Annotated in this window: 13 protein-coding genes and 2 pseudogenes; 4 read left to right on the top strand and 11 right to left on the bottom strand. The window is 71.1% G+C overall.

Annotated features, from left to right (window positions below; genetic code table 11):
• Positions 1 to 6: 6 nt before the first annotated feature.
• Genes gnd through tkt form a run of 6 tightly spaced genes read right to left on the bottom strand, consistent with a single transcriptional unit; the run spans position 7 to position 8,329 of the window.
• Positions 7 to 885: a phosphogluconate dehydrogenase (NAD(+)-dependent, decarboxylating) gene (gene gnd, locus ACWGJ5_RS39795; protein WP_228625675.1), complete on the bottom strand. Its 879-nt coding sequence runs from the start codon at positions 883 to 885 to the stop codon at positions 7 to 9.
• A gap of 1 nt (position 886) precedes the next feature.
• Complete coding sequence (pgi, locus tag ACWGJ5_RS39790) at positions 887 to 2,548, bottom strand: glucose-6-phosphate isomerase (protein ID WP_453314504.1); 1,662 nt, start codon at positions 2,546 to 2,548, stop codon at positions 887 to 889.
• Position 2,549: 1 nt separating this feature from the next.
• Positions 2,550 to 3,476: a glucose-6-phosphate dehydrogenase assembly protein OpcA gene (gene opcA / locus ACWGJ5_RS39785; protein WP_453314503.1), complete on the bottom strand. Its 927-nt coding sequence runs from the start codon at positions 3,474 to 3,476 to the stop codon at positions 2,550 to 2,552.
• Positions 3,473 to 5,080, bottom strand: coding sequence for a glucose-6-phosphate dehydrogenase (gene zwf, locus ACWGJ5_RS39780; protein ID WP_453314502.1), 1,608 nt, complete (start codon positions 5,078 to 5,080; stop codon positions 3,473 to 3,475). Before zwf ends, opcA begins: the two co-directional genes overlap by 4 nt.
• A complete protein-coding gene (gene tal / locus ACWGJ5_RS39775) occupies positions 5,077 to 6,222 on the bottom strand; it encodes a transaldolase (RefSeq protein WP_453314501.1) in 1,146 nt (381 codons plus the stop codon). The genes zwf and tal overlap by 4 nt, the downstream gene beginning before the upstream one ends.
• A 31-nt stretch (positions 6,223 to 6,253) precedes the next feature.
• Positions 6,254 to 8,329, bottom strand: a complete 2,076-nt coding sequence (gene tkt, locus ACWGJ5_RS39770; protein WP_453314500.1) for a transketolase — start codon at positions 8,327 to 8,329, stop codon at positions 6,254 to 6,256.
• Positions 8,330 to 8,475: 146 nt separating this feature from the next.
• Between tkt and ACWGJ5_RS39765 the strand changes: the two genes are divergently transcribed.
• Positions 8,476 to 9,381, top strand: coding sequence for a helix-turn-helix domain-containing protein (locus ACWGJ5_RS39765; RefSeq protein WP_453314499.1), 906 nt, complete (start codon positions 8,476 to 8,478; stop codon positions 9,379 to 9,381).
• Between the two features lie 562 nt (positions 9,382 to 9,943).
• Here the strand turns inward: ACWGJ5_RS39765 and ACWGJ5_RS39760 are convergent.
• Both ACWGJ5_RS39760 and ACWGJ5_RS39755 read right to left on the bottom strand, forming a co-directional pair.
• Complete coding sequence (locus ACWGJ5_RS39760) at positions 9,944 to 11,344, bottom strand: glycoside hydrolase family 16 protein (protein WP_453314498.1); 1,401 nt, start codon at positions 11,342 to 11,344, stop codon at positions 9,944 to 9,946.
• Positions 11,345 to 11,526: 182 nt separating this feature from the next.
• Positions 11,527 to 11,735, bottom strand: a pseudogene (locus ACWGJ5_RS39755) (hypothetical protein); the annotation flags it as partial.
• Between the two features lie 147 nt (positions 11,736 to 11,882).
• Here ACWGJ5_RS39755 and ACWGJ5_RS39750 point away from each other — a divergent pair.
• Entirely contained in the window at positions 11,883 to 12,221 is a 339-nt protein-coding gene (locus ACWGJ5_RS39750) for a nuclear transport factor 2 family protein (protein ID WP_453314497.1), read from the top strand.
• Positions 12,222 to 12,260: 39 nt separating this feature from the next.
• Here the strand turns inward: ACWGJ5_RS39750 and ACWGJ5_RS39745 are convergent, their stop codons facing one another.
• From ACWGJ5_RS39745 to ACWGJ5_RS39735, 3 genes and pseudogenes are all read right to left on the bottom strand, one after another.
• On the bottom strand, positions 12,261 to 13,019 hold the full coding sequence (locus tag ACWGJ5_RS39745) for an IclR family transcriptional regulator (protein ID WP_453314496.1): 759 nt from the start codon (positions 13,017 to 13,019) through the stop codon (positions 12,261 to 12,263).
• Positions 13,020 to 13,129: 110 nt separating this feature from the next.
• Positions 13,130 to 14,971 carry a LamG-like jellyroll fold domain-containing protein gene (locus ACWGJ5_RS39740; protein ID WP_453314495.1) on the bottom strand — a complete coding sequence of 614 codons (1,842 nt, stop codon included), beginning with the start codon at positions 14,969 to 14,971 and terminating at the stop codon, positions 13,130 to 13,132.
• Between the two features lie 164 nt (positions 14,972 to 15,135).
• A pseudogene (locus ACWGJ5_RS39735) lies at positions 15,136 to 15,795 on the bottom strand (DUF4981 domain-containing protein); the annotation flags it as partial.
• 113 nt (positions 15,796 to 15,908) lie between these two features.
• On the opposite strand from ACWGJ5_RS39735, the gene ACWGJ5_RS39730 reads away from it, so the two are divergent.
• Positions 15,909 to 17,246, top strand: a complete 1,338-nt coding sequence (locus tag ACWGJ5_RS39730; protein WP_453314494.1) for a 6-phospho-beta-glucosidase — start codon at positions 15,909 to 15,911, stop codon at positions 17,244 to 17,246.
• A gap of 57 nt (positions 17,247 to 17,303) precedes the next feature.
• Positions 17,304 to 20,348: an alpha-mannosidase gene (locus tag ACWGJ5_RS39725; protein WP_453314493.1), complete on the top strand. Its 3,045-nt coding sequence runs from the start codon at positions 17,304 to 17,306 to the stop codon at positions 20,346 to 20,348.
• The last annotated feature ends 44 nt before the right edge of the window (positions 20,349 to 20,392 follow it).

Raw genomic sequence — 20,392 nt, 5'->3', positions numbered from 1 at the left:
GGCGGGTCAGTCCTTCTTCTCGACCGCGTGGCCGCCGAACTGGTTGCGCAGCGCGGCGATCATCTTCATCTGCGGCGAGTCGTCCTGCCGGGAGGCGAACCGGGCGAACAGGGAGGCGGTGATCGCGGGCAGCGGTACGGCGTTGTCGATGGCCGCCTCGACGGTCCAGCGGCCTTCACCGGAGTCCTCCGCGTAGCCGCGCAGCTTCTGCAGGTGCTCGTCCTCGTCCAGGGCGTTGACCGCGAGGTCGAGCAGCCAGGAGCGGATGACGGTGCCCTCCTGCCAGGAGCGGAACACCTCGCGGACGTTCTCCACCGAGTGCACCTTCTCCAGCAGCTCCCAGCCCTCGGCGTAGGCCTGCATCATGGCGTACTCGATGCCGTTGTGGACCATCTTGGAGAAGTGCCCGGCGCCGACCCGGCCCGCGTGGACATAGCCGTACGGGCCCTCAGGCTTGAGCGCCTCGAAGATCGGCTTGAGCGGCTCCACGTGCTGCTCGTCGCCGCCGACCATGAGCGCGTAGCCGTTCTCCAGGCCCCAGACACCGCCGGAGACACCTGCGTCGACGAAGCCGATGCCCTTGATGCCGAGGGCGGCGGCGTGCTTCTCGTCGTCCGTCCAGCGGGAGTTGCCGCCGTCGATGACCGTGTCGCCGGGCTCGAGCAGGTCGCCGAGCTCGTCGACGACGGTCTGCGTGGCGGTGCCGGCCGGGACCATCACCCACACATGGCGGGGCGCGTCCAGCTTCTCGACCAGTTCGGCGAGGGACTTGACGTCGGAGACCTCGGGGTTGCGGTCGTAGCCGATGACGGTGTGGCCGGCGCGGCGGATCCGCTCGCGCATGTTGCCGCCCATCTTGCCGAGACCGATGAGACCGAGCTGCATGTCAGTTCACTTCCTGAGCGTTCTTGAGAGTGCGGTAGGCGGCGACGAGGGCCGTGGTGGACGGGTCGAGACCGGGCACGTCCGCACCCTCGGTGAGGGCGGGTTCGACCCGCTTGGCGAGGACCTTGCCCAGCTCGACGCCCCACTGGTCGAAGGAGTCGATGTGCCACACCGCGCCCTGCACGAACACCTTGTGCTCGTAGAGGGCGATCAGCTGGCCGAGCACGGACGGGGTCAGCTCGCCGGCGAGGATCGTGGTGGTGGGGTGGTCGCCGCGGAAGGTGCGGTGCGTGACCTGCTCCTGAGGCACGCCTTCCGCGCGGACCACCTCGGCACTCTTGCCGAAGGCCAGCGCCTGGGTCTGGGCGAAGAAGTTGGCCATCAACAGGTCGTGCTGCGCCTTGAGTTCACCGCTCAGCTCCCCGACGGGCCGGGCGAAGCCGATGAAGTCCGCAGGGATGAGCCTGGTGCCCTGGTGGATCAGCTGGTAGTAGGCGTGCTGCCCGTTGGTGCCCGGCGTTCCCCACACCACCGGCCCGGTCTGCCACTCCACCGGCCGCCCGTCGCGCTGCACCGACTTGCCGTTGGACTCCATGTCCAGCTGCTGGAGGTAGGCGGTGAACTTCGACAGGTAGTGGCTGTACGGCAGCACCGCGTGCGACTGGGCGTCGTGGAAGTTGCCGTACCAGATGCCCAGCAGGCCCAGCAGCAAGGGTGCGTTGGCCTCTGCGGGCGCGGCGCGGAAGTGGTCGTCGACCAGCCGGAAGCCGTCGAGCATCTCCCGGAACCGGTCGGGTCCGATGGCGATCATCAGGGACAGGCCGATCGCGGAGTCGTACGAGTAACGGCCGCCGACCCAGTCCCAGAACTCGAACATGTTCTCCGGGTCGATGCCGAACTCGGTCACCTTCTCGGCGTTCGTGGACAGCGCCACGAAGTGCCGGGCCACGGCTTTCTCGTCGCTTTCGAAGGCCTTCAGCAGCCAGGAGCGCGCCGAGGTCGCGTTGGTGATCGTCTCGATCGTGGTGAACGTCTTGGACGCGACGATGAACAGGGTCTCCGCCGGGTCCAGGTCGCGGATGGCCTCGTGCAGGTCGGCGCCGTCGACGTTCGACACGAACCGGAACGTCAACTCCCGTGCGGTGAACGGGCGCAGCACCTCGTAGGCCATCGCCGGGCCGAGGTCGGAGCCGCCGATGCCGATGTTGACGACGTTCCTGATGCGCCTGCCGGTGTGGCCGGTCCACTCGCCGGAGCGGACCTTGCCGGCGAAGCCGGCCATCTTGTCCAGGACGGCGTGCACCTTCGGGACGACGTTCTCGCCGTCGACTTCGATCACCGCCTCCCGCGGGGCGCGCAGCGCGGTGTGCAGGACGGCCCGCTGCTCGGTGACGTTGATCCTCTCGCCGCGGAACATGGCGTCCCGGAGCCCGAACACGCCGGTGGCGGTGGCGAGTTCCTGCAGCAGGGCCAGGGTCTCGTCGGTGATCAGGTGCTTGCTGTAGTCGATGTACAGGTCGCCGACCCGTACGACATACCGCTCCGCGCGGCCGGGGTCCGCCGCGAAGAGCTCGCGCAGGTGCGGCTGCCCCTCGGCGCGGTGGTCGGCGAGTGCCGTCCACTCGGGCCGGTTGGTGAGCTTCGGAAACTCGGACTCTGCCATCTCAGGCGTTCTCCTTGGCGGCCTCGCCCTTCAGGGCGACGGCGTACATCTCGTCGGCGTCGAGGCGGCGCAGCTCCTCGGCGATGAGTTCGGAGGTGGGGCGGACCTTCAGGGCCAGGGTGCGCGGCGGCTGGCCGGGCAGGGACAGCGTGGCGAGGGGGCCCTCGGGGCGGTCGATGCGGATCTCGCCGTTCTGGGTGCCCAGCCGTACGGCGGTGACGACCGGTCCGGCGGTGACCACGCGGTCCACGGACACCTTCAGGCGGGCCTCCAGCCAGCGGGCCAGCAGCTCGGCGCTGGGGTTGTCCGCCTCCGCCTCGACGGCCGCCGAGGTGATCCGCACCCGGGCCTGGTCCAGGGCGGCGGCCAGCATGGACCGCCACAGGGTGAGCCGGGTCCAGGCGAGGTCGGTGTCGCCGGGGGCGTAGTTGCGGGCGCGGGTCTCCAGGACCTCCATCGGCCGCTCGAACGCGTAGAGGTCGGTGATCCGGCGCTGCGCGAGCGCGCCGAGCGGGTCCTCGGCCGGGGCGTCGGGCGCGTCCACCGGCCACCACACGACGACGGGCGCGTCCGGCAGCAGCAGCGGCAGCACGACCGAGTCGGCGTGGTCGGACACCTCGCCGTAGGTGCGCAGCACGACCGTCTCGCCGGTGCCTGCCTCGGAGCCGACCCGGACCTCGGCGTCGAGCCGGGAGTGGGTGCGGTCGCGCAGGGTGCGGACGTGCCGCTTGATGACGACCAGGGTCCGCATGGGGTGCTCGTGCGAGGCGTCCTCGGCGGCCTTGATCGAGTCGTAGGCGTTCTCCTCGTCCGTGACGATGACCATCGTCAGGACCATGCCCACGGCCGGGGTGCCGATGGCGCGGCGGCCCTGCACCAGCGCCTTGTTGATCTTGCTTGCCGTGGTGTCGGTCAGGTCGATCTTCATGGCCTGCGCCAGCTCCGTCCGTCTCGTGCGAGCATCTCGTCCGCTTCCCTCGGTCCCCAGCTGCCCGACGCGTACTGCGCCGGCCGGCCGTGCGCCGCCCAGTACTCCTCGATCGGGTCGAGGATCTTCCAGGACTCTTCCACTTCCTGGTGACGGGGGAACAAATTCGCGTCGCCGAGCAGCACGTCCAGGATGAGCCGCTCGTACGCCTCCGGGCTGGACTCGGTGAACGACTCGCCGTAGGCGAAGTCCATGGACACGTCCCGGATCTCCATCGAGGTGCCCGGCACCTTGGAGCCGAACCGCACGGTCATGCCCTCGTCCGGCTGGACGCGGATGACGATCGCGTTCTGCCCGAGTTCCTCGGTGGCGGTGGAGTCGAAGGGGGAGTGCGGGGCCCGTTTGAACACCACCGCGATCTCGGTGACCCGGCGGCCGAGCCGCTTGCCGGTGCGCAGGTAGAAGGGGACGCCCGCCCAGCGGCGGTTGTCGATGCCCAGCTTGATCGCGGCGAAGGCGTCGGTCTTCGACTTGGCGTCGATGCCCTCCTCCTCGAGGTAGCCGACGACCTTCTCGCCGCCCTGCCAGGCGGCCGCGTACTGGCCGCGTACGGTGTGCCTGCCGAGGTCCTGCGGCAGGTGCACCGACTTCAGCACCTTCAGCTTCTCGGTGAGCAGCGCCTCGGCGTCGAACGCGATCGGCTCCTCCATGGCGGTCAGCGCCATCAGCTGCAGCAGGTGGTTCTGGATGACGTCACGGGCGGCGCCGATGCCGTCGTAGTAGCCGGCCCGGCCGCCGATGCCGATGTCCTCCGCCATCGTGATCTGGATGTGGTCGACGTAACTGCGGTTCCAGATCGGCTCGTACATCTGGTTGGCGAAGCGCAGCGCCAGGATGTTCTGGACGGTCTCCTTGCCGAGGTAGTGGTCGATGCGGAACACCTGGTCCGGCTCGAACACGTCGTGCACGAGCGCGTTCAGCTCGCGGGCACTGGCCAGGTCGTGGCCGAACGGCTTCTCGATGACCGCGCGCCGCCAGGAACCCTTCGGCGGGCTCGCCAGGCCGTGCTTCTTCAGCTGCTGCACGACCTTCGGGAAGAACTTCGGCGGCACCGAGAGGTAGAACGCGAAGTTGCCGCCGGTGCCGCGGGAGGCGTCCAGCTCCTCCACGGCGTCCTTCAGCTGCTTGAAGGCGGTGTCGTCGTCGAAGTCGCCGGGGATGAACCGCATGCCCTCGGCGAGCTGCTGCCACACCTCCTCGCGGAACGGGGTGCGGGCGTGCTCCTTCACGGCGTCGTGCACGAGCTGCGCGAAGTCCTGGTCCTCCCACTCCCGGCGGGCGAACCCGACGAGGGAGAAGCCCGGCGGCAGCAGGCCCCGGTTGGCGAGGTCGTACACGGCCGGCATCAGCTTCTTGCGGGACAGGTCACCGGTCACACCGAAGATGACCAGGCCGGAAGGGCCGGCGATGCGGGGGAGCCGGCGGTCGCGGGTGTCCCGCAGCGGGTTCTCCCAGTCGGCGGCCGGGGCCACCGGGACCTGAACCGCCTCGGGTGCGGGCGCCTCGGGTGCGGGCGCCTCGGCGGCGGGGGCGTTGTCGGTCATCGGGCGTCAACTCCCTTGCTCTTCAGGGACGTGGCCACGGCGTCCAGCAGCTCCTGCCAGGCCGCGTCGAACTTGGCGACGCCCTCGTCCTCCAACTGCTGGACGACCTCGTCGTAGGAGATGCCGAGCCGCTCCACGGCGGCCAGGTCGGCGCGGGCCTGCGCGTAGCCGCCGGTCACCGTGTCACCGGTGATCTCGCCGTGGTCGGCGACGGCGTTCAGGGTGGCCTCGGGCATCGTGTTGACGGTGCCCGGCGCGACCAGCTCGTCCACGTACAGGGTGTCCTTGTAGGCGGGGTCCTTCACACCCGTGGAGGCCCACAGCGGGCGCTGCTTGTTCGCCCTGGCACCGGCCGGCGCGACCCAGCGGTCGGAGGCGAAGACCTCCTCGTACGCCTCGTAGGCGAGCCGGGCGTTGGCGAGGGCCGCGCGGCCCTTGAGGGCGAGGGCCTCGCCGGTGCCGAGGGCCGTCAGCCGCTTGTCGATCTCGGAGTCCACGCGGGAGACGAAGAAGGACGCCACCGAGTGGATCGTGGCGAGGTCGATGCCGCGCTCCTTGGCCTTCTCCAGGCCGGCCAGGTAGGCGGCCATGACCTCGCGGTAGCGTTCCAGGGAGAAGATCAAGGTCACGTTGACGCTGATGCCGAGGCCGATGACCTCGGTGATGGCCGGCAGGCCCGCCCTGGTCGCCGGGATCTTGATCATCACGTTGGGGCGGTCGACCAGCCAGAAGAGCTGCTTGGCCTCGGCGACGGTCGCTGCCGTGTCGTGCGCCAGGCGCGGGTCGACCTCGATGGAGACCCGGCCGTCCCGGCCACCGGAGGCGTCGTACACCTCACGCAGGATGTCGGCGGCGTCGCGCACGTCGGCGGTCGTCATCATCCGCACCGCCTCGTCCACCGTCACACCGCGCACGGCGAGGTCGGTGAGCTGCTCCTCGTAGCCCTCGCCGGAGCCGATGGCGGCCTGGAAGATCGACGGGTTCGTGGTGACACCGACGGCGCTCCCGCTCGCCACAAGCTCGGCGAGGCTGCCCGAGGTGATCCGCTTCCGCGACAGGTCGTCGAGCCAGATCGACACGCCCTCGTCGGCGAGGCGCTTGAGGGCTCCCGGGGTCGCGATTGCTTCGGTCACAGTGATCATTCTTCTTTCGGGTCGGTATCGGGCGTCGGTGTCAGGCGCGCGTGACGGCGAGTGACTCGCGGGCCGCCTCGGCGACGTTCTCGGGGGTGAAGCCGAACTCGGTGAACAGGGTCCCGGCGTCCGCGGAGGCGCCGAAGTGCTCGAGGGAGACGATCCGGCCGGCGTCGCCCACGTAGCGGTACCAGGTCAGGGCGATCCCGGCCTCGACGGCCACCCGCGCCTTCACGGCCGGCGGCAGCACCCGCTCGCGGTACTCACGGGGCTGCTCCTCGAACCACTCCACGGACGGCATCGACACCACGCGCGTGCCGATCCCCTCGGCCTCCAGCTGCTCGCGTGCGGCCACGGCCGGCTGCACCTCGGAGCCCGTCGCGATGATGATCACCTCCGGGACCTGGGTCGAGGACTCGCGCAGCACATAGCCGCCCTTGGCCGCGTCCTCGTTCGGCGCGTACACCGGCACGCCCTGGCGGGTGAGCGCGAGCCCGTGCGGGGCGGGGTTCACGGCGTGCCTCTTCAGGATCTCGGCCCAGGCCGCGGCGGTCTCGTTGGCGTCGGCCGGGCGGACGACGTTCAGGCCCGGGATGGCGCGCAGCGAGGCCAGGTGCTCGACCGGCTGGTGGGTGGGGCCGTCCTCGCCGAGGCCGATGGAGTCGTGCGTCCACACGTACGTCACCGGCAGCTGCATCAGCGCCGCCATACGGACGGCGTTGCGCATGTAGTCGGAGAACACCAGGAAGGTGCCGCCGTAGATCCGGGTGTTGCCGTGCAGGGCGATGCCGTTCATCTCCGCGGCCATGGAGAACTCGCGGATGCCGAAGTGCACGGTACGGCCGTACGGGTCTGCCTCGGGCAGCGGGTTGCCCTCGGGCAGGAAGGAGCTGGTCCTGTCGATGGTGGTGTTGTTGGACCCGGCGAGGTCGGCGGAGCCGCCCCACAGCTCGGGGAGGACGGGGCCGAGCGCCTGCAGCACCTTGCCGGAGGCGGCGCGGGTCGCGACCGACTTGCCCTCCTCGAACACCGGCAGCGCGTCCTGCCAGCCCTCGGGCAGCTCGCCCTTGCTGACGCGGTCGAACAGCTCGGCGCGCTCCGGCTGCGCGGCGCGCCACTCGGCGATCCGCTTGTCCCAGGCGGCGTGCGCCTCGGCGCCCCGGTCCAGGGCCCGCCGGGTGTGCTCGATGACCGTGTCCTCCACCTGGAAGGTCTGCTCCGGGTCGAAGCCGAGGACGCGCTTAATGGCGGCGATCTCCTCCTCGCCGAGCGCGGAGCCGTGGGAGGCCTCGGTGTTCTGCGCGTTCGGGGCGGGCCAAGCGATGATCGTGCGCATCGCGATGATCGAGGGCCGCTCGGTCTCGGCCTGCGCGGCCTTCAGCGCCGCGTGCAGGGCGGGGACGTCGATGTCGCCGTCGGCGGTGGGCTCGATGCGCCGGGTGTGCCAGCCGTAGGCCTCGTACCGCTTCAGCACGTCCTCGGAGAAGGCGGTCGCGGTGTCGCCCTCGATGGAGATGTGGTTGTCGTCGTAGACGAAGACCAGGTTGCCGAGCTTCTGGTGGCCGGCCAGGGAGGAGGCCTCGGCGGAGACACCCTCCTCCAGGTCGCCGTCGGAGACGATCGCCCAGACGGTGTGGTCGAAGGGGGAGGTGCCCGTGGGGGCCTCCGGGTCGAACAGGCCGCGCTCGTAGCGGGCCGCCATCGCCATGCCGACGGCGTTGGCGACGCCCTGGCCGAGCGGGCCGGTGGTGGTCTCGACGCCGGCGGTGTGCCCGTACTCGGGGTGACCCGGCGTCTTGGAGCCCTGCGTCCGGAACGCCTTCAGGTCGTCCAGCTCCAGCTCGTACCCGGAGAGGAACAGCTGCGTGTACAGGGTCAGCGAGGTGTGACCGGGGGAGAGCACGAAACGGTCCCGGCCGGTCCACTCGGGGTCGGCGGGATCGTGACGCATCACCTTCTGAAAGATCGTGTACGCGGCAGGTGCCAGGCTCATCGCCGTGCCCGGGTGCCCGTTCCCCACCTTCTGCACCGCATCGGCCGCCAGAAGACGGGCGGTGTCCACAGCACGCCGGTCGAGGTCCGTCCACTCGAAGCCGTCGGAAGTCTGCGTGGTCATCTTCAAGAAGTCCTCGTTCAGTGCGGGAGCGCTGGCCTGATGCGTTCAAACTTAAAAGTCTGACTTTTTCGAGGAAAGGTCGGGGTGTGTCAGCCTGTGGTGAATCTGGGACAGTGATCGCGCGACAGGGACGGCACGAAAAGGACATGGCTGACAGAACGCCCCAAGGTGAGGGGTCAGGCACAGGCGGCGAGGGCATCAAGACCTTCCCCTTCCCGACCGAACTGGCCGTCGGCGGCGTCGGCATGCAGATCGGCCCGATGGGCACCGACCGCACCTGGCACGCCGACGCCCCCCTGCACCGCGTCCACCGCATCGACTTCCACGTCGTCATGCTGTTCACCGACGGCCCCGTACGGCACATGGCCGACTTCGCCGAGTACGAGGCCGGCGCCGGCGACCTGCTGTGGATCCGCCCCGGACAGGTCCACCGCTTCTCCCGCGAGGCCGTGTACCGCGGAACCGTCCTGACCATGCAGCCCGGCTTCCTGCCGCGCGCCACCGTCGAGGCCACCGGCCTGTACCGCTACGACCTCCCGCCCCTGCTGCACCCCGACCCGGACCGGCTCGCCGCCCTCCAGGCGTCCCTCGACCAGCTGCGCCGCGAGTACGAGGACACCGCCACGCTCCCGCTGAGCCTGCACACCGCCGTCCTCCGCCACACCCTGACCGCGTTCCTGCTGCGCCTCGCCCACCTCGCGGCCAGTTCCGCGGAGGCCGACCGGCAGCAGACGGACAGCACCTTCACCCGCTTCCGGGAAGCCGTCGAGCAGGGCTTCGCCACCAACCACAGCGTCAGCGCCTACGCCGACGCGCTCGGATACTCCCGCCGCACCCTCGTCCGCGCCGTCCGCGCCGCCACCGGCGAGACCCCCAAGGGATTCATCGACAAACGCGTCGTCCTGGAGGCCAAGCGCCTCCTCGCCCACACCGACCTGCCGATCGGCCGTGTCGGAGCGGCCGTCGGCTTCCCCGACGCGGCGAACTTCACCAAGTTCTTCCACCTGCACACCGGGCAGACACCGGTCGCGTTCCGCGCTGAACTGCGCTGAAGGGTTCAGCGCGCGGCGGGCGACGGCATACGGCGGTCACATCGAGGTGGCGGTGGCCCCTGCAGCCGCGGATGGTCGGTCGCCTGCCGAGGACGGTCAGCAGATCGCCCGGCCCCGGATCGGGCCGGCCCGTGGACTGCCGGTGCAGGGCGCCGCAGACCGCGACAGGCCCGTGGACGTTCACCACCTCGACGGCGGCCCGCAGGTGCTCGGCGCCCACGTTGTCGAAGCAGACGTCGATCCCGTCGGGTGCGGCCCCGCTCAACCGGCCGACGAATGGCCCGTCGTGGCCGTCGAAGGAGGCGTCGAAACCGAGCCGGCCGGTCGGACGACGGGCCGCCTCCGCCGCCTGGTCCGCACTGCCGATCACCCGTCCCGCGCCCGGCGACGAACCGAAGCCGAGGTGCAGGGACGGGCGGGGGCAGGCATCCCGGTCCACCCGTCGGCAGATCCCGGCCTCCGCGCGGGCCTGAAGTCCATGACGGGCGACCTGCGTTGTGGCGGTAATGGCGCGACGCCAGGGGGCGACCCGCAGGCGAAGGCCACCCCCGGCGCCGGGTGGTCAGTGGCCGAAGTCGAACCAGTTGACGTTCACGTAGTCGGACGGCTGGCCGCTGCTGAAGGTCAGATACACGTCGTGTGTTCCAGTGACCGAGCCGATGTTGGCCGGGACCGTCCTCCAGGACTGCCAGCCCCCGGTGTTGCCGACCGCGAAGCTGCCGACGGGCGCGTTGCCACGGCTGTCCAGGCGCACCTCGACCAGTCCGCTGACGCCGTCGGCCGCGCCGCTCGCCACGCGCGCGTAGAACTGCGTGGCCGGTGTCGAGCCGAAGTTCACGCCCTTGTACAGCGCCCAGTCGCCGTTCGCGATCCAGCCGATGTCCTGGCCGCCGCCCGTGTCGCTCGTGGTCTCGGCACTGATGCCGGACTGGCCGTCGTAGGACTCGGCCTGGACGGCGCTGTAGGCATCGCGGTTGCCGGGCGGCGGGGGAGTGGTGCCGCCGCCGCTGCCGGAGGACTGCAGGACCTGCACGTAGTCGACGGCCATCGGGTGGTCGGGCTCCGTGGCACCGGTGGGACCGCCGCCGAAGGCACCGGGGAAGCCGCCGCCCATCGCCACGTTCAGGATGACGAAGAAGCCGTGGTTCGTGGCGTTGGCCCAGGTGGTCGCGTCCATCTGGTTCGCCGTGACCGTCTGGTAGTTGACCCCGTCGACGTAGAAACGGATCGCCTCGGGGCTCACCGAGCGGTCCCACTCCATGGTGTAGGTGTGGAAGCCCGACTGGCAGGTGGTGTTGGGGCATGCCGTGGAGTTGCCGAGGCCCGAGGTCTCGTTGCAGGGGCCGCCCGGGTTGGTGCCGCAGTGCATGGTGGCCCAGGTCTTGTTCAGGCCCTGGACGTTCTCCATGATGTCCAGCTCGCCGACGCTCGGCCAGTTCTGGTAGTTGCCGCGGAACGGCGCGCCCAGCATCCAGAAGGCGGGCCAGTAGCCGGCGGCCGCGTTCCCGGTCACGTTGGGCATCTGGATCCGGGCCTCCACGCGCAGCTTGCCGCCGGCCGGGGGCTGGAAGTCGGTCCGGGTGGTCTCGATCCGGCCGGAGGTCCAGTTGCCGGAGGCGTCGCGGCGCGGGGTGATGAGCAGGTCGCCGTTGCCGTCGAGTGCGACGTTGTTCGTGCTGGAGGTCATCGACTCGACCTCGCCGGTGCCCCAGTTGGCGGCTCCGCCCGGATAAGAAGTCCCGGTGTCGTACTGCCAGTTGGAGGTGTCGACGCCGGAGCCCGCAGCGCCGTTGAAGTCGTCCAGGAAGACCTGGGTCCAGCCCGAGGGCGGGCTGGGGGCGGTGGCACCGGCGGGGGCGGTGGCGGCCGTGGCGACCGCCACCGCCAGGCCGAGCGTGGCGAAGGCGGCGACGAGCGCACGCCGCAGGGGGCGGGGTCTGGGTATGCCGGAGGGATCGCTCATGGGGGGCCTCTCGGTGGGTACGGGGAGTGTGCGGGGCGATGTGAGAGCGCTCCCACACTCAGACTGAGAGCGCTCTCAAGGTGCCGCCAATGTGCTCCCCGCCCCTCCGGCCGTCAAGACGTGAAACAAAGAAAGTCGTTGATCCGCAAGGGAGTTCAGGGGGTGAAGTCGCCCGTACCGGCTCAGACCGCGCTGCCCGCCTTCCGGTCGGCCCAGGACAGATTCCATCCTTGAGTCCGTTGGCCGGGTCGACGGTCCTCTCGCCGGAGTTCGTCACGATCACCACATCGCCGAGCATCGAGCTCTCGTAGAACGTGTAGCCGTCCACCGAGCTGTCGTCCGCCCCCTTGGCGTCGTGCAGCCAGACCTAGCCGTGGCTGGTGTTCTGGTGCCGACGCGACACGCCTTCCCGAGTTCTCCCGACGGTGCCCGGTCATCCTGCGAGGCTTGTCCGGGATGCTCCTTTGAATCCCGAGGGTGCTTCCAGAGATTCACGAGAGGACACCGCTCCTCCGCCCCCTCCGACCGAGGACAACGCATGAACGGATCTCCGGCGAACGTCGTCGAGGCGGCCTTCCGGCACTACCGGTCCCAGGACCGCGAGGCGGCTCTCCCCCTCTACGCCGACGACTTCACCTTCACCAGCCCCCAGGACGACCACATCGACAAGGCGGCGTTCTTCGAGCGCTGCTTTCCCACCGCGGACCGGTTCGCCGAGCAGCGGATCCTGTACCTCGTGGCGGCCGACGACGAGGTGGTGTTCGTCCAGTACGAGTACGAGCTGACCGGCGGCGAGCGTTACCGCAACGTGGAGGCGATCACGGTGCGGAACGGGCTCGTCCGGGAGGTGCAGGTCTTCTTCGGCGGACGGGTGTGAACTGCCCGCCGCATGCCTACGGGATCCGGCCCGACCGCGTCATCCTGAGCGTCGCTCCGGCCGCCAGCCCAGCGCCCGTGAGATTCCCCGGGCCGCCAGCCGTACCGCCGGAGCCAGCGCCGGCACCTGGGCACCCGCCCGCGGCACCACCACCGACACGGCCGCCACCACCTCCCCGCCCGGCCCGCGCACCGCCGCCGCCACCGACAGCGCGTCATCGGTCACCTGACGCTCACTCACCGCCACACCGGACCGGCGCACTTCGGCGAGCGCACGACGCAGCCGCACGGGCTCGCTGATCGTGTACGGCGTGAAGGCGGCCAGCGGCCCGGAGCAGTACTCCTCCTGCAGGTCCGGGCCGGCGTGGGCGAGGAGGGCGAGCCCGACGCCGGTGGCGTGCAACGGCCAGCGCGCGCCGACCCGGATGTGCACGCCCACCGCCGAACGGCCCGACAGCCACTCGATGTAGACGACCTCCGTGCCGTCCCGCACGGCCAACTGCACGTTCTCGTGCGTCGCCTCGTACAGGTCCTCCAAGTACGGCAGTGCCAGTTGCCTGAGGCCCAGGCCGCGCGGCGCGAGCGCGGCCACCTCCCACAGCCGCAGCCCCACGTGGTACATCCCGGAGGCGTCGCGCTCCAGCGCGCCCCACGCGGTCAGGGCAGCCGCCAGCCGGTGCGCGGTGGTCAGACTGAGCCCGGCCCGGCGGCTGATGTCCGTCAGGGACAGGGCGGGGTGCTCGTGGTCGAACGCGGCGAGCACGGCCAGCAGCCGGTCGGCCGCGGACCGCTCGCTCACTGCAGCACCTCACCCGGTCGCCGTACGTCGTGGCCCGGATCGTAACCGACGCCGTCGGCCCAGGAGGGCAGCCGCTGCCCGGTCATGCCGGTCACGGATCCTCTGGCGGGTCAGTGGGTCATGAAGGAGGTGACGGGCAGCGGCCGGGAGACGATCCGGACGTCGCCGAGGCGTCCGTGCAGGATCTGGTCGATCTTGTCCGCGTACTCGTAGCCGCCGAGCAGCCAGGGGTGCCCGGACGAGGCGATGCCGATCGCGGGGGCGTGCGGGTTGCGCGCCACGGGGCAGCCCTGCACGTACATGGTCGTGTGCTGTCCGTCGTTGACCACGGCCAGGTGCCACCAGGTCTCGCGGGCGGTCTCGTCGCCCCAGTTGGTGGCGAGCTGCCGCTGGTTGAGGGGGTGGACCGCCCACTGCGGACCAGGGCCGTCGGAGACGGACAGCGTGGCCAGCGGCTCGTCCGGGTCGTCCGTGACCGTGCCCACGGAGCCGTTGCGGCCGGTGCGGCTCACCAGGCCGGACCAGGCGTTGTGCGAGGCGTCCCAGTCGGCGGGCAGCCAATAGAACGCCTCGATGGTGTAACCGTGCTCGAAGGTGGCCGAGTTGAGCGGGGCGCCGTCGACCGTCCGCAGATACGCGCCCTTCAACGGCGACTTGTAGCCCTGGAACTCCAGGCTGCCGTGGCCCGGTTGGTCGGGGTGGTGGTCCGCCGACCAGCCGAGCGACCCGCCGCCCACCGAGACCACGGTGAGGTCGTTGCCCCGGCCGGAGAGGTCGCGGACGGTGCCGGAGACGGGCGACTCGAAACGCCAGTAGGCGACCGTGCCCGGTATCAGCATCTTCGACGCCGGCCGCGCCGGGCGGGCCGGCACCGGGTCGAAGCCGGAGAAACGGGCGGCGAAGTCGATCTCTACGGAGAAACGGTCCGCGTCGCCGCTGAGCTCGATCTCCTGCCGCTCCAGCTCGTTGAGGCCCTTCTTGGCCCGGCCGAGGATCCACGGCGAGACCGTCTCCACGTCGATGACGTTCCGGTCCAGGTCGAAGTGGTAGAGGCGGATCATCGCCGCCCCGCCGAAGTAGCGGTTCTGGTAGTTCGTGAGGTGCAGGTGCACCTCGTTGCCTGCCGCGTTCTTGCGGGTCGCTCGGCCCGCGGGCCAGTAGTGGCCGTTCAGGGTCAGGAAGATCTGGTCGTGGTCCTCGATCAGCTGGTCCCACAGCTGCTGCCCGTAGGACGACAACTGATCGTCCCCGGCGACCAGTTCGTGCGTGGTGAGCACGACCGGCGTCCTCGGGTGCCGGGCGAGCACGTCCTTGGCCCAGGCGTACCCCTTCGCCGACAGCCGCCAATCCAGCGCGAGCACCATCCACTCACGGCCGCCGGCCCTGAACAGGTGGTAGATGTTGTAGCCGTCCGAAGAAGCGCCCCCGAACGTCGGCTTGTCCCTGAAGCGCCGAGGCCCGAAGGTGTCCAGGTACGGCGTCGCGCCGCGCTGGTCGTCCGTGGACGACCTGATGTCGTGGTTGCCGGCCAGCACGCTGTAGCCGACGTCCCGGCGGTCCAGGATCCCGAAGGCCTCGCCGATCGCGGCGAATTCGTCCTCGGCGCCGTTCTGGGTGAGGTCGCCGAGGTGGGTCAGGAAGACGATGTTGTCGTCCTTGCCGTGCTCGAGGAGATAGCGCAACGAGGCCTCGAGCGGCGCCGGGTAGATGCTCGGGCCGTCGAACAGGTACTGCGTGTCGGGCATCACCGCGAGCGTGAACCGGCGGCTGTCCGTGTCCGGCCGCCGGCCGCCCCGCTCGGCCGCCTCGGCAGCGGCCGGTACGGCAGCGGCCGGTACGGCGACCCCGGCCGTGGCCGCGGCGCCGAGCAGCGCGGTGGCCCTGAGGAAACTGCGTCGTCCGGCACCGGCCTGCACGGCCTCGCCCTGGCTGTGGTCATGCGACGTACACACGTGTGCTCCGTGAGAGTGGGAGGGCTTTGAGGGGAAGTCGTGCGGGGGCCAGGGGCCAGGGGCCAGGGGGCCAGAGGGCCAGGGATCTACGGAAGGAAGGGCTCGTGGTGCGCCTGCGCGATCTTCCGTACGAGGGCGTCGAGCCGCGGACCGCCGTCGGCGGGCGTCCGGCCCGGGGTGAGCACCGGCGCCGCCGCCCGCAGGCGGATCCGCGGCGCGCACACCGCGGTACCGCGCGGCGCCGACGGCTCGTCCTCGGCCGTCACCACCCGCAGCGTCAGCCACACCCCACCGCCGTCCTCCGGCAGTGTGAAGGGCAGCGGTACGGCCGCGGTCTCGCCCGGCCGCAGATCGGGCAGGTCGGCCGGAGCGGTCAGGGTACGGCCGTCGGCCGACGCCAGCTCCCAGGTCGCCACCAGCCCGGCGAGACCCGGGAAACGCCGGTGGTTGGCGACGACGATCCCCTCGTGCCGATAGCACCGGATCCGGACCGGCGCCGTGATCTCCCGGCGGTGCTGCGGGTCGTCCGGCCTGGGGACGCGGTCGCTGCGGTCACGGAAGACCGTCAAGTCCGCCGCGTCGGCCTCGTGCGCCCTGTCTGCCGCTGCCGCGACGAACGGACCGGCGTACGGCGCGCCACCGAGGCCACCGCCGTACGCCCAGCCGCCGACGGGTGCGGTGACACCGTTGTCGTACAGCCCGGCACCCGCGCGCCCGGCCGGTCTTCCCTCGCTCACGCGACGCAGGATTCCGTGGCCCCGGGACTCCCGGATGAAGCCGCGCTGAAGGCCCGGGGTGGACTCGGTGGCCGCCCAGTGGTCCGCGCGCCCGGAAATGATGGGATGCCGGTGGAACCGGTCACCACCCGGTCCGGCCTCTCGGGGTCCGGGGCCGGGGCCGAGGTGGTCGTGGCGGGAGTTCGGGGAAGGGTGCTGACGTGAAACTGACGATTCTGGGCGGCGGCGGGTTCCGGGTGCCGCTCGTCCACGGTGCGCTGCTGACCGACCACGCCGAGGGGCGGGTCACCGAGGTCGTCCTGCACGACCTGGACGAGCGCCGGCTGCATGCGGTGACGCGTGTCCTGGCCGAACAAGCCGCCGGCATCCCCGACGCACCGCGCGTCACCGCCACCACCGCCCTCGACGAGGCGCTCGCCGGCGCCGACTTCGTCTTCTCCGCGATCCGCGTCGGCGGCCTCCAGGGCCGGGCGGACGACGAGCGGGTGGCGCTCGCCGAGGGCGTCCTCGGCCAGGAGACCGTCGGTGCGGGCGGCATCGCCTACGGGCTGCGGACGGTGCCCGTCGCCGTCGACATCGCCCGGCGCGTGGCCCGCCTCGCCCCGGACGCCTGGGTCATCAACTTCACCAATCCGGCCGGACTGGTCACGGAGGCCATGTCCCGGCACCTCGGCGACCGCGTCATCGGCATCTGCGACTCGCCCGTCGGCCTCGGCCGCCGCATCGCGCGCGCCCTCGGCGCCGACCCCGAGGAGGCCTTCGTCGACTACGTCGGCCTCAACCACCTCGGCTGGGTGCGCGGCCTGCGCGTCGCCGGACGCGACGAGCTCCCGCGCCTGCTCGCCGACCCCGTCCTGCTCGGCTCCTTCGAGGAGGGCAGGCTGTTCGGCGTCGACTGGCTGCAGTCGCTCGGCGCGATCCCCAACGAGTACCTGCACTACTACTACTTCAACCGGGAGGCCGTACACGCCTACCAGCGGGCCGAGCGGACCCGGGGTGCCTTCCTGCGCGACCAGCAGGCCCGGTTCTACACGGAGGCACTGCGCGCGGACCGGTCCGCGCTCGGGGTGTGGGACCGCACCCGCGCCGAGCGCGAGGCCACCTACATGGCCGAGAACCGGGAGAGCGCCGGCGCGGGCGAGCGCGAGGCCGAGGACCTGTCCGGCGGCTACGAGAAGGTCGCGCTCGCCCTGATGCGGGCCATCGCCCGCGACGAGCGGACCACGCTGATCCTCAACGTGCGCAACCGCGACTCGCTTTCCCTGCTCGACGGCGACGCCGTGATCGAGGTCCCCTGCCGGGTCGACGCGGGCGGCGCCCATCCGGTCGCCGTCGCCCCGCTGCCCGATCACGCCACCGGGCTGGTCTGCTCGGTCAAGGCCGTCGAGCGGGAGGTGCTCGCCGCCGCCGAGTCGGGTTCCCGGCAGGCGGCCGTGAAGGCGTTCGCGCTGCATCCGCTGGTCGACTCGGTCAACGTGGCCCGCAGGCTGGTCGAAGGCTACCTCGAGGTCCATCCTGGCCTGGCGTACCTTGAGTGAGCACAGCCGGTAAGCGCTTTCCCCAGTTTCGCTCGCCGCTCCCTCCTGGAGATCTCCATGCACGACGAACGCCGCAGGATCGAGGACCGCGTCGAACGCCTCCACAGCCAGCGCATCAAGCCCGCGATCTACGCCGCAAACGTCCCCCTGGAGGTGGAGGCCTGGCAGGCCCCGGGGGAACCGGTCCCCTTCGAGGAGGCCGCGGCCGCCCCGTACACGCCGTTCACGACGAACACCCCCTGGGGTCCGCCCTGGGGGACGACCTGGTTCCGGATGCGCGGCCGGGTCCCCGCCGACTGGGCCGGCCGGCGGGTGGAGACGGTCATCGACCTCGGGTTCGTCGGCGACTGGCCCGGCAACCAGGCCGAGGCGCTCGTCCACCGCACCGACGGCACCCCGCTGAAGGCGGTCAACCCACTCAACCAGTACGTGCCGGTCGCCCACCCGGCGGCGGGCGACGAGGTGGTCGAGTACCTGGTGGAGGCGGCCTCCAACCCGGACGTCCTCGCGAACGGCTTCGCCGCCCCGACCCCGCTCGGCGACGTACGGACGGCGGGCGACCGCCCGCTGTACACCTTCCGCCGCGCCGACCTCGCCGTGCTCGACGAAGAGGTCTGGCACCTCGACCTCGACCTGCAGGTCCTGCGCGAACTGATGCTGGAGCTCGGCGAGCACGAACCGCGCCGGCACGAGATCATGCACGCCCTCGACCGCGCCATGGACCTGCTCGACCTGGACGACGTCTCCGCCTCGGCCCCCGCCGTACGGGAGTCCCTGCGCCCGGCGCTGGCCAAGCCCGCCCACGCCAGCGCGCACATCCTCTCCGGCGTCGGCCACGCACACATCGACACCGCCTGGCTGTGGCCCATCCGTGAGACCAAGCGCAAGACGTCCCGGACCTTCGCCAACGTCACCGCGCTCGCCGACGAGTACGAGGAGTTCGTCTTCGCCTGCTCCCAGGCCCAGCAGTACGAGTGGGTGCGCGAGAACCAACCGCACGTGTGGGAGCGGATCAAGAAGTCGGTGGCGAAGGGCCAGTGGGCGCCCGTCGGCGGGATGTGGGTGGAGGCCGACGGCAACCTGCCCGGCGGCGAGGCCCTCGCCCGCCAACTGGTCCACGGCAAACGGTTCTTCATGGAGCACTTCGGCATCGAGACCAAGGGCGTCTGGCTGCCGGACTCCTTCGGCTACACAGCGGCCTACCCCCAGCTGGCCAGGCTCGCCGGCAACGAGTGGTTCCTCACCCAGAAGATCTCCTGGAACCAGACCAACACCTTCCCCCACCACACCTTCTGGTGGGAGGGCATCGACGGCACCCGCGTTTTCACCCATTTCCCGCCCATCGACACCTACAACGCCCGCTTCAGCGGCGCCGAGCTGGCCCTGGCGGTCCGCAACTACGCCGAGAAGGGCGGTGCCACCCGCTCCCTCGCACCCTTCGGCTGGGGCGACGGCGGCGGCGGCCCCACCCGCGAGATCATGGAACGTGCCCGCCGCCTGAAGAACCTGGAGGGCTCGGCCAAGGTCGAGATCGAACACCCCGACGCCTTCTTCGCCAAGGCCCGCGAGGAGTACCCGGACGCTCCGGTCTGGGCGGGCGAGCTGTACCTGGAACTGCACCGCGCCACCTACACCACCCAGGCCCGCACCAAGCAGGGCAACCGGCGCTCCGAACACCTGCTGCGCGAGGCGGAGCTGTGGGCCACGACGGCCGCCCTGCACGCACCCGGCTACGCCTACCCGTACGAGAGGCTGGACCGCCTGTGGAAGACGGTCCTGCTGCACCAGTTCCACGACATCCTGCCCGGCTCCTCCATCGCCTGGGTGCACCGCGAGGCCGAGGCCGAATACGCCCGGGTGGCAGGGGAGTCGAAGGAGCTCACCGGCGAGGCGATCGCCGCGCTGGGCACCGGCGGTCCCCGCGTGTTCAACACCGCCCCCCGCGACCGCACCGAGGTGGTCCGCACCCCCGAGGGCGCACCGATGTACGTGCGGGTGCCCGCGAACGGCTCCGCGCCCCTCACGCCCGCCGAACCCCCGCACCCGGTGACGGTCGAGGGGCGCACACTGGACAACGGGATCGTCCGGGTGCAGGTGGGCACAGACGGCACACTGTCGTCCGTACGCGATCTACGGGCAGGACGCGAGGTCCTCGCCGGCCCGGGCAACCTGCTCCGCCTCCACACGGACCTGCCCAACTGCTGGGACGCCTGGGACATCGACAAGCACTACCGGAACCGCTACACCGACCTGCTGGAGCCCGACTCCGTCACCGTGGTCGAGGAGGACCCCCTGGCGGGCGCGATCCGAGTGGTCCGCTCCTTCGGCAAGGGCTCCCGCATCACCCAGACGATCACCGTCCGCGCCGGCAGCGCCCGCATCGACGTCGAGACGGACATCGACTGGCACGAGACGGAGAAGATCCTCAAGGCGGGCTTCCCCGTCGATCTGCGCGCCCCGCACTCCTGCGCCGAGATCCAGTTCGGCCACGTCCAGCGGCCCACCCACACCAACACCAGCTGGGAGGCGGCCCGTTTCGAGGTCTCCGGCCACCGCTGGGTGCACATCGCCGAAACCGGTTACGGCGTCGCCGTCATCAACGACTCCACCTACGGCCACGACGTCACCCGCACCGTCCGCGAGGACGGGGGCACCACCACCACGGTCCGCCTCAGCCTGGTCCGCGCCCCGCGCGTGCCCGACCCCGAGGCCGACCAGGGCCGGCACCGCTTCACCTACGCCCTGCTGCCCGGCGCGACCATCGAGGACGCGGTCGCCGAGGGCTACGCCCTCAACCTGCCGCTGCGCATCGCCGATTCGGCGGGCGAGCCCGAGCCGGTCGTGTCCGCCGAGGGCGAGGGTGTGACCGTGGAGGCGGTCAAGCTCGCCGACGACGGCTCCGGGGACGTGGTGGTGCGGCTGTACGAGTCCCGGGGCGGCCGGGCCTCCGGGGTGCTGCGCACCGGGTTCCCGCTGGCCGGAGCCGAGGTCACCGACCTGCTGGAACGCCCGCTCGGCCCGGCCGGGGCCGACGGGAACGCCGTACCCCTGCAACTGCGTCCGTTCGAGGTGCGCACGCTGCGCCTGGCCGTGGGGCGCTGAGACGGCACGCGACGGAGGGCCGCCCCGCCGAGCGGCCCTCCGCC

The organism is Streptomyces sp. NPDC054783, from assembly GCF_053611725.1.
This window is presented reverse-complemented; position numbering and strand designations above follow the sequence as displayed.

Excerpts from the sequence above, each read along its gene's own strand:
- gnd (WP_228625675.1), bottom strand. The coding sequence starts at position 885 with ATGCAGCTCGGTCTCATCGGTCTCGGCAAGATGGGCGGCAACATGCGC.
- pgi (WP_453314504.1), bottom strand. The coding sequence starts at position 2,548 with ATGGCAGAGTCCGAGTTTCCGAAGCTCACCAACCGGCCCGAGTGGACG.
- opcA (WP_453314503.1), bottom strand. The coding sequence starts at position 3,476 with ATGAAGATCGACCTGACCGACACCACGGCAAGCAAGATCAACAAGGCG.
- zwf (WP_453314502.1), bottom strand. The coding sequence starts at position 5,080 with ATGACCGACAACGCCCCCGCCGCCGAGGCGCCCGCACCCGAGGCGCCC.
- tal (WP_453314501.1), bottom strand. The coding sequence starts at position 6,222 with ATGATCACTGTGACCGAAGCAATCGCGACCCCGGGAGCCCTCAAGCGC.
- tkt (WP_453314500.1), bottom strand. The coding sequence starts at position 8,329 with ATGACCACGCAGACTTCCGACGGCTTCGAGTGGACGGACCTCGACCGG.
- ACWGJ5_RS39765 (WP_453314499.1), top strand. The coding sequence starts at position 8,476 with ATGGCTGACAGAACGCCCCAAGGTGAGGGGTCAGGCACAGGCGGCGAG.
- ACWGJ5_RS39760 (WP_453314498.1), bottom strand. The coding sequence starts at position 11,344 with ATGAGCGATCCCTCCGGCATACCCAGACCCCGCCCCCTGCGGCGTGCG.
- ACWGJ5_RS39750 (WP_453314497.1), top strand. The coding sequence starts at position 11,883 with ATGAACGGATCTCCGGCGAACGTCGTCGAGGCGGCCTTCCGGCACTAC.
- ACWGJ5_RS39725 (WP_453314493.1), top strand. The coding sequence starts at position 17,304 with ATGCACGACGAACGCCGCAGGATCGAGGACCGCGTCGAACGCCTCCAC.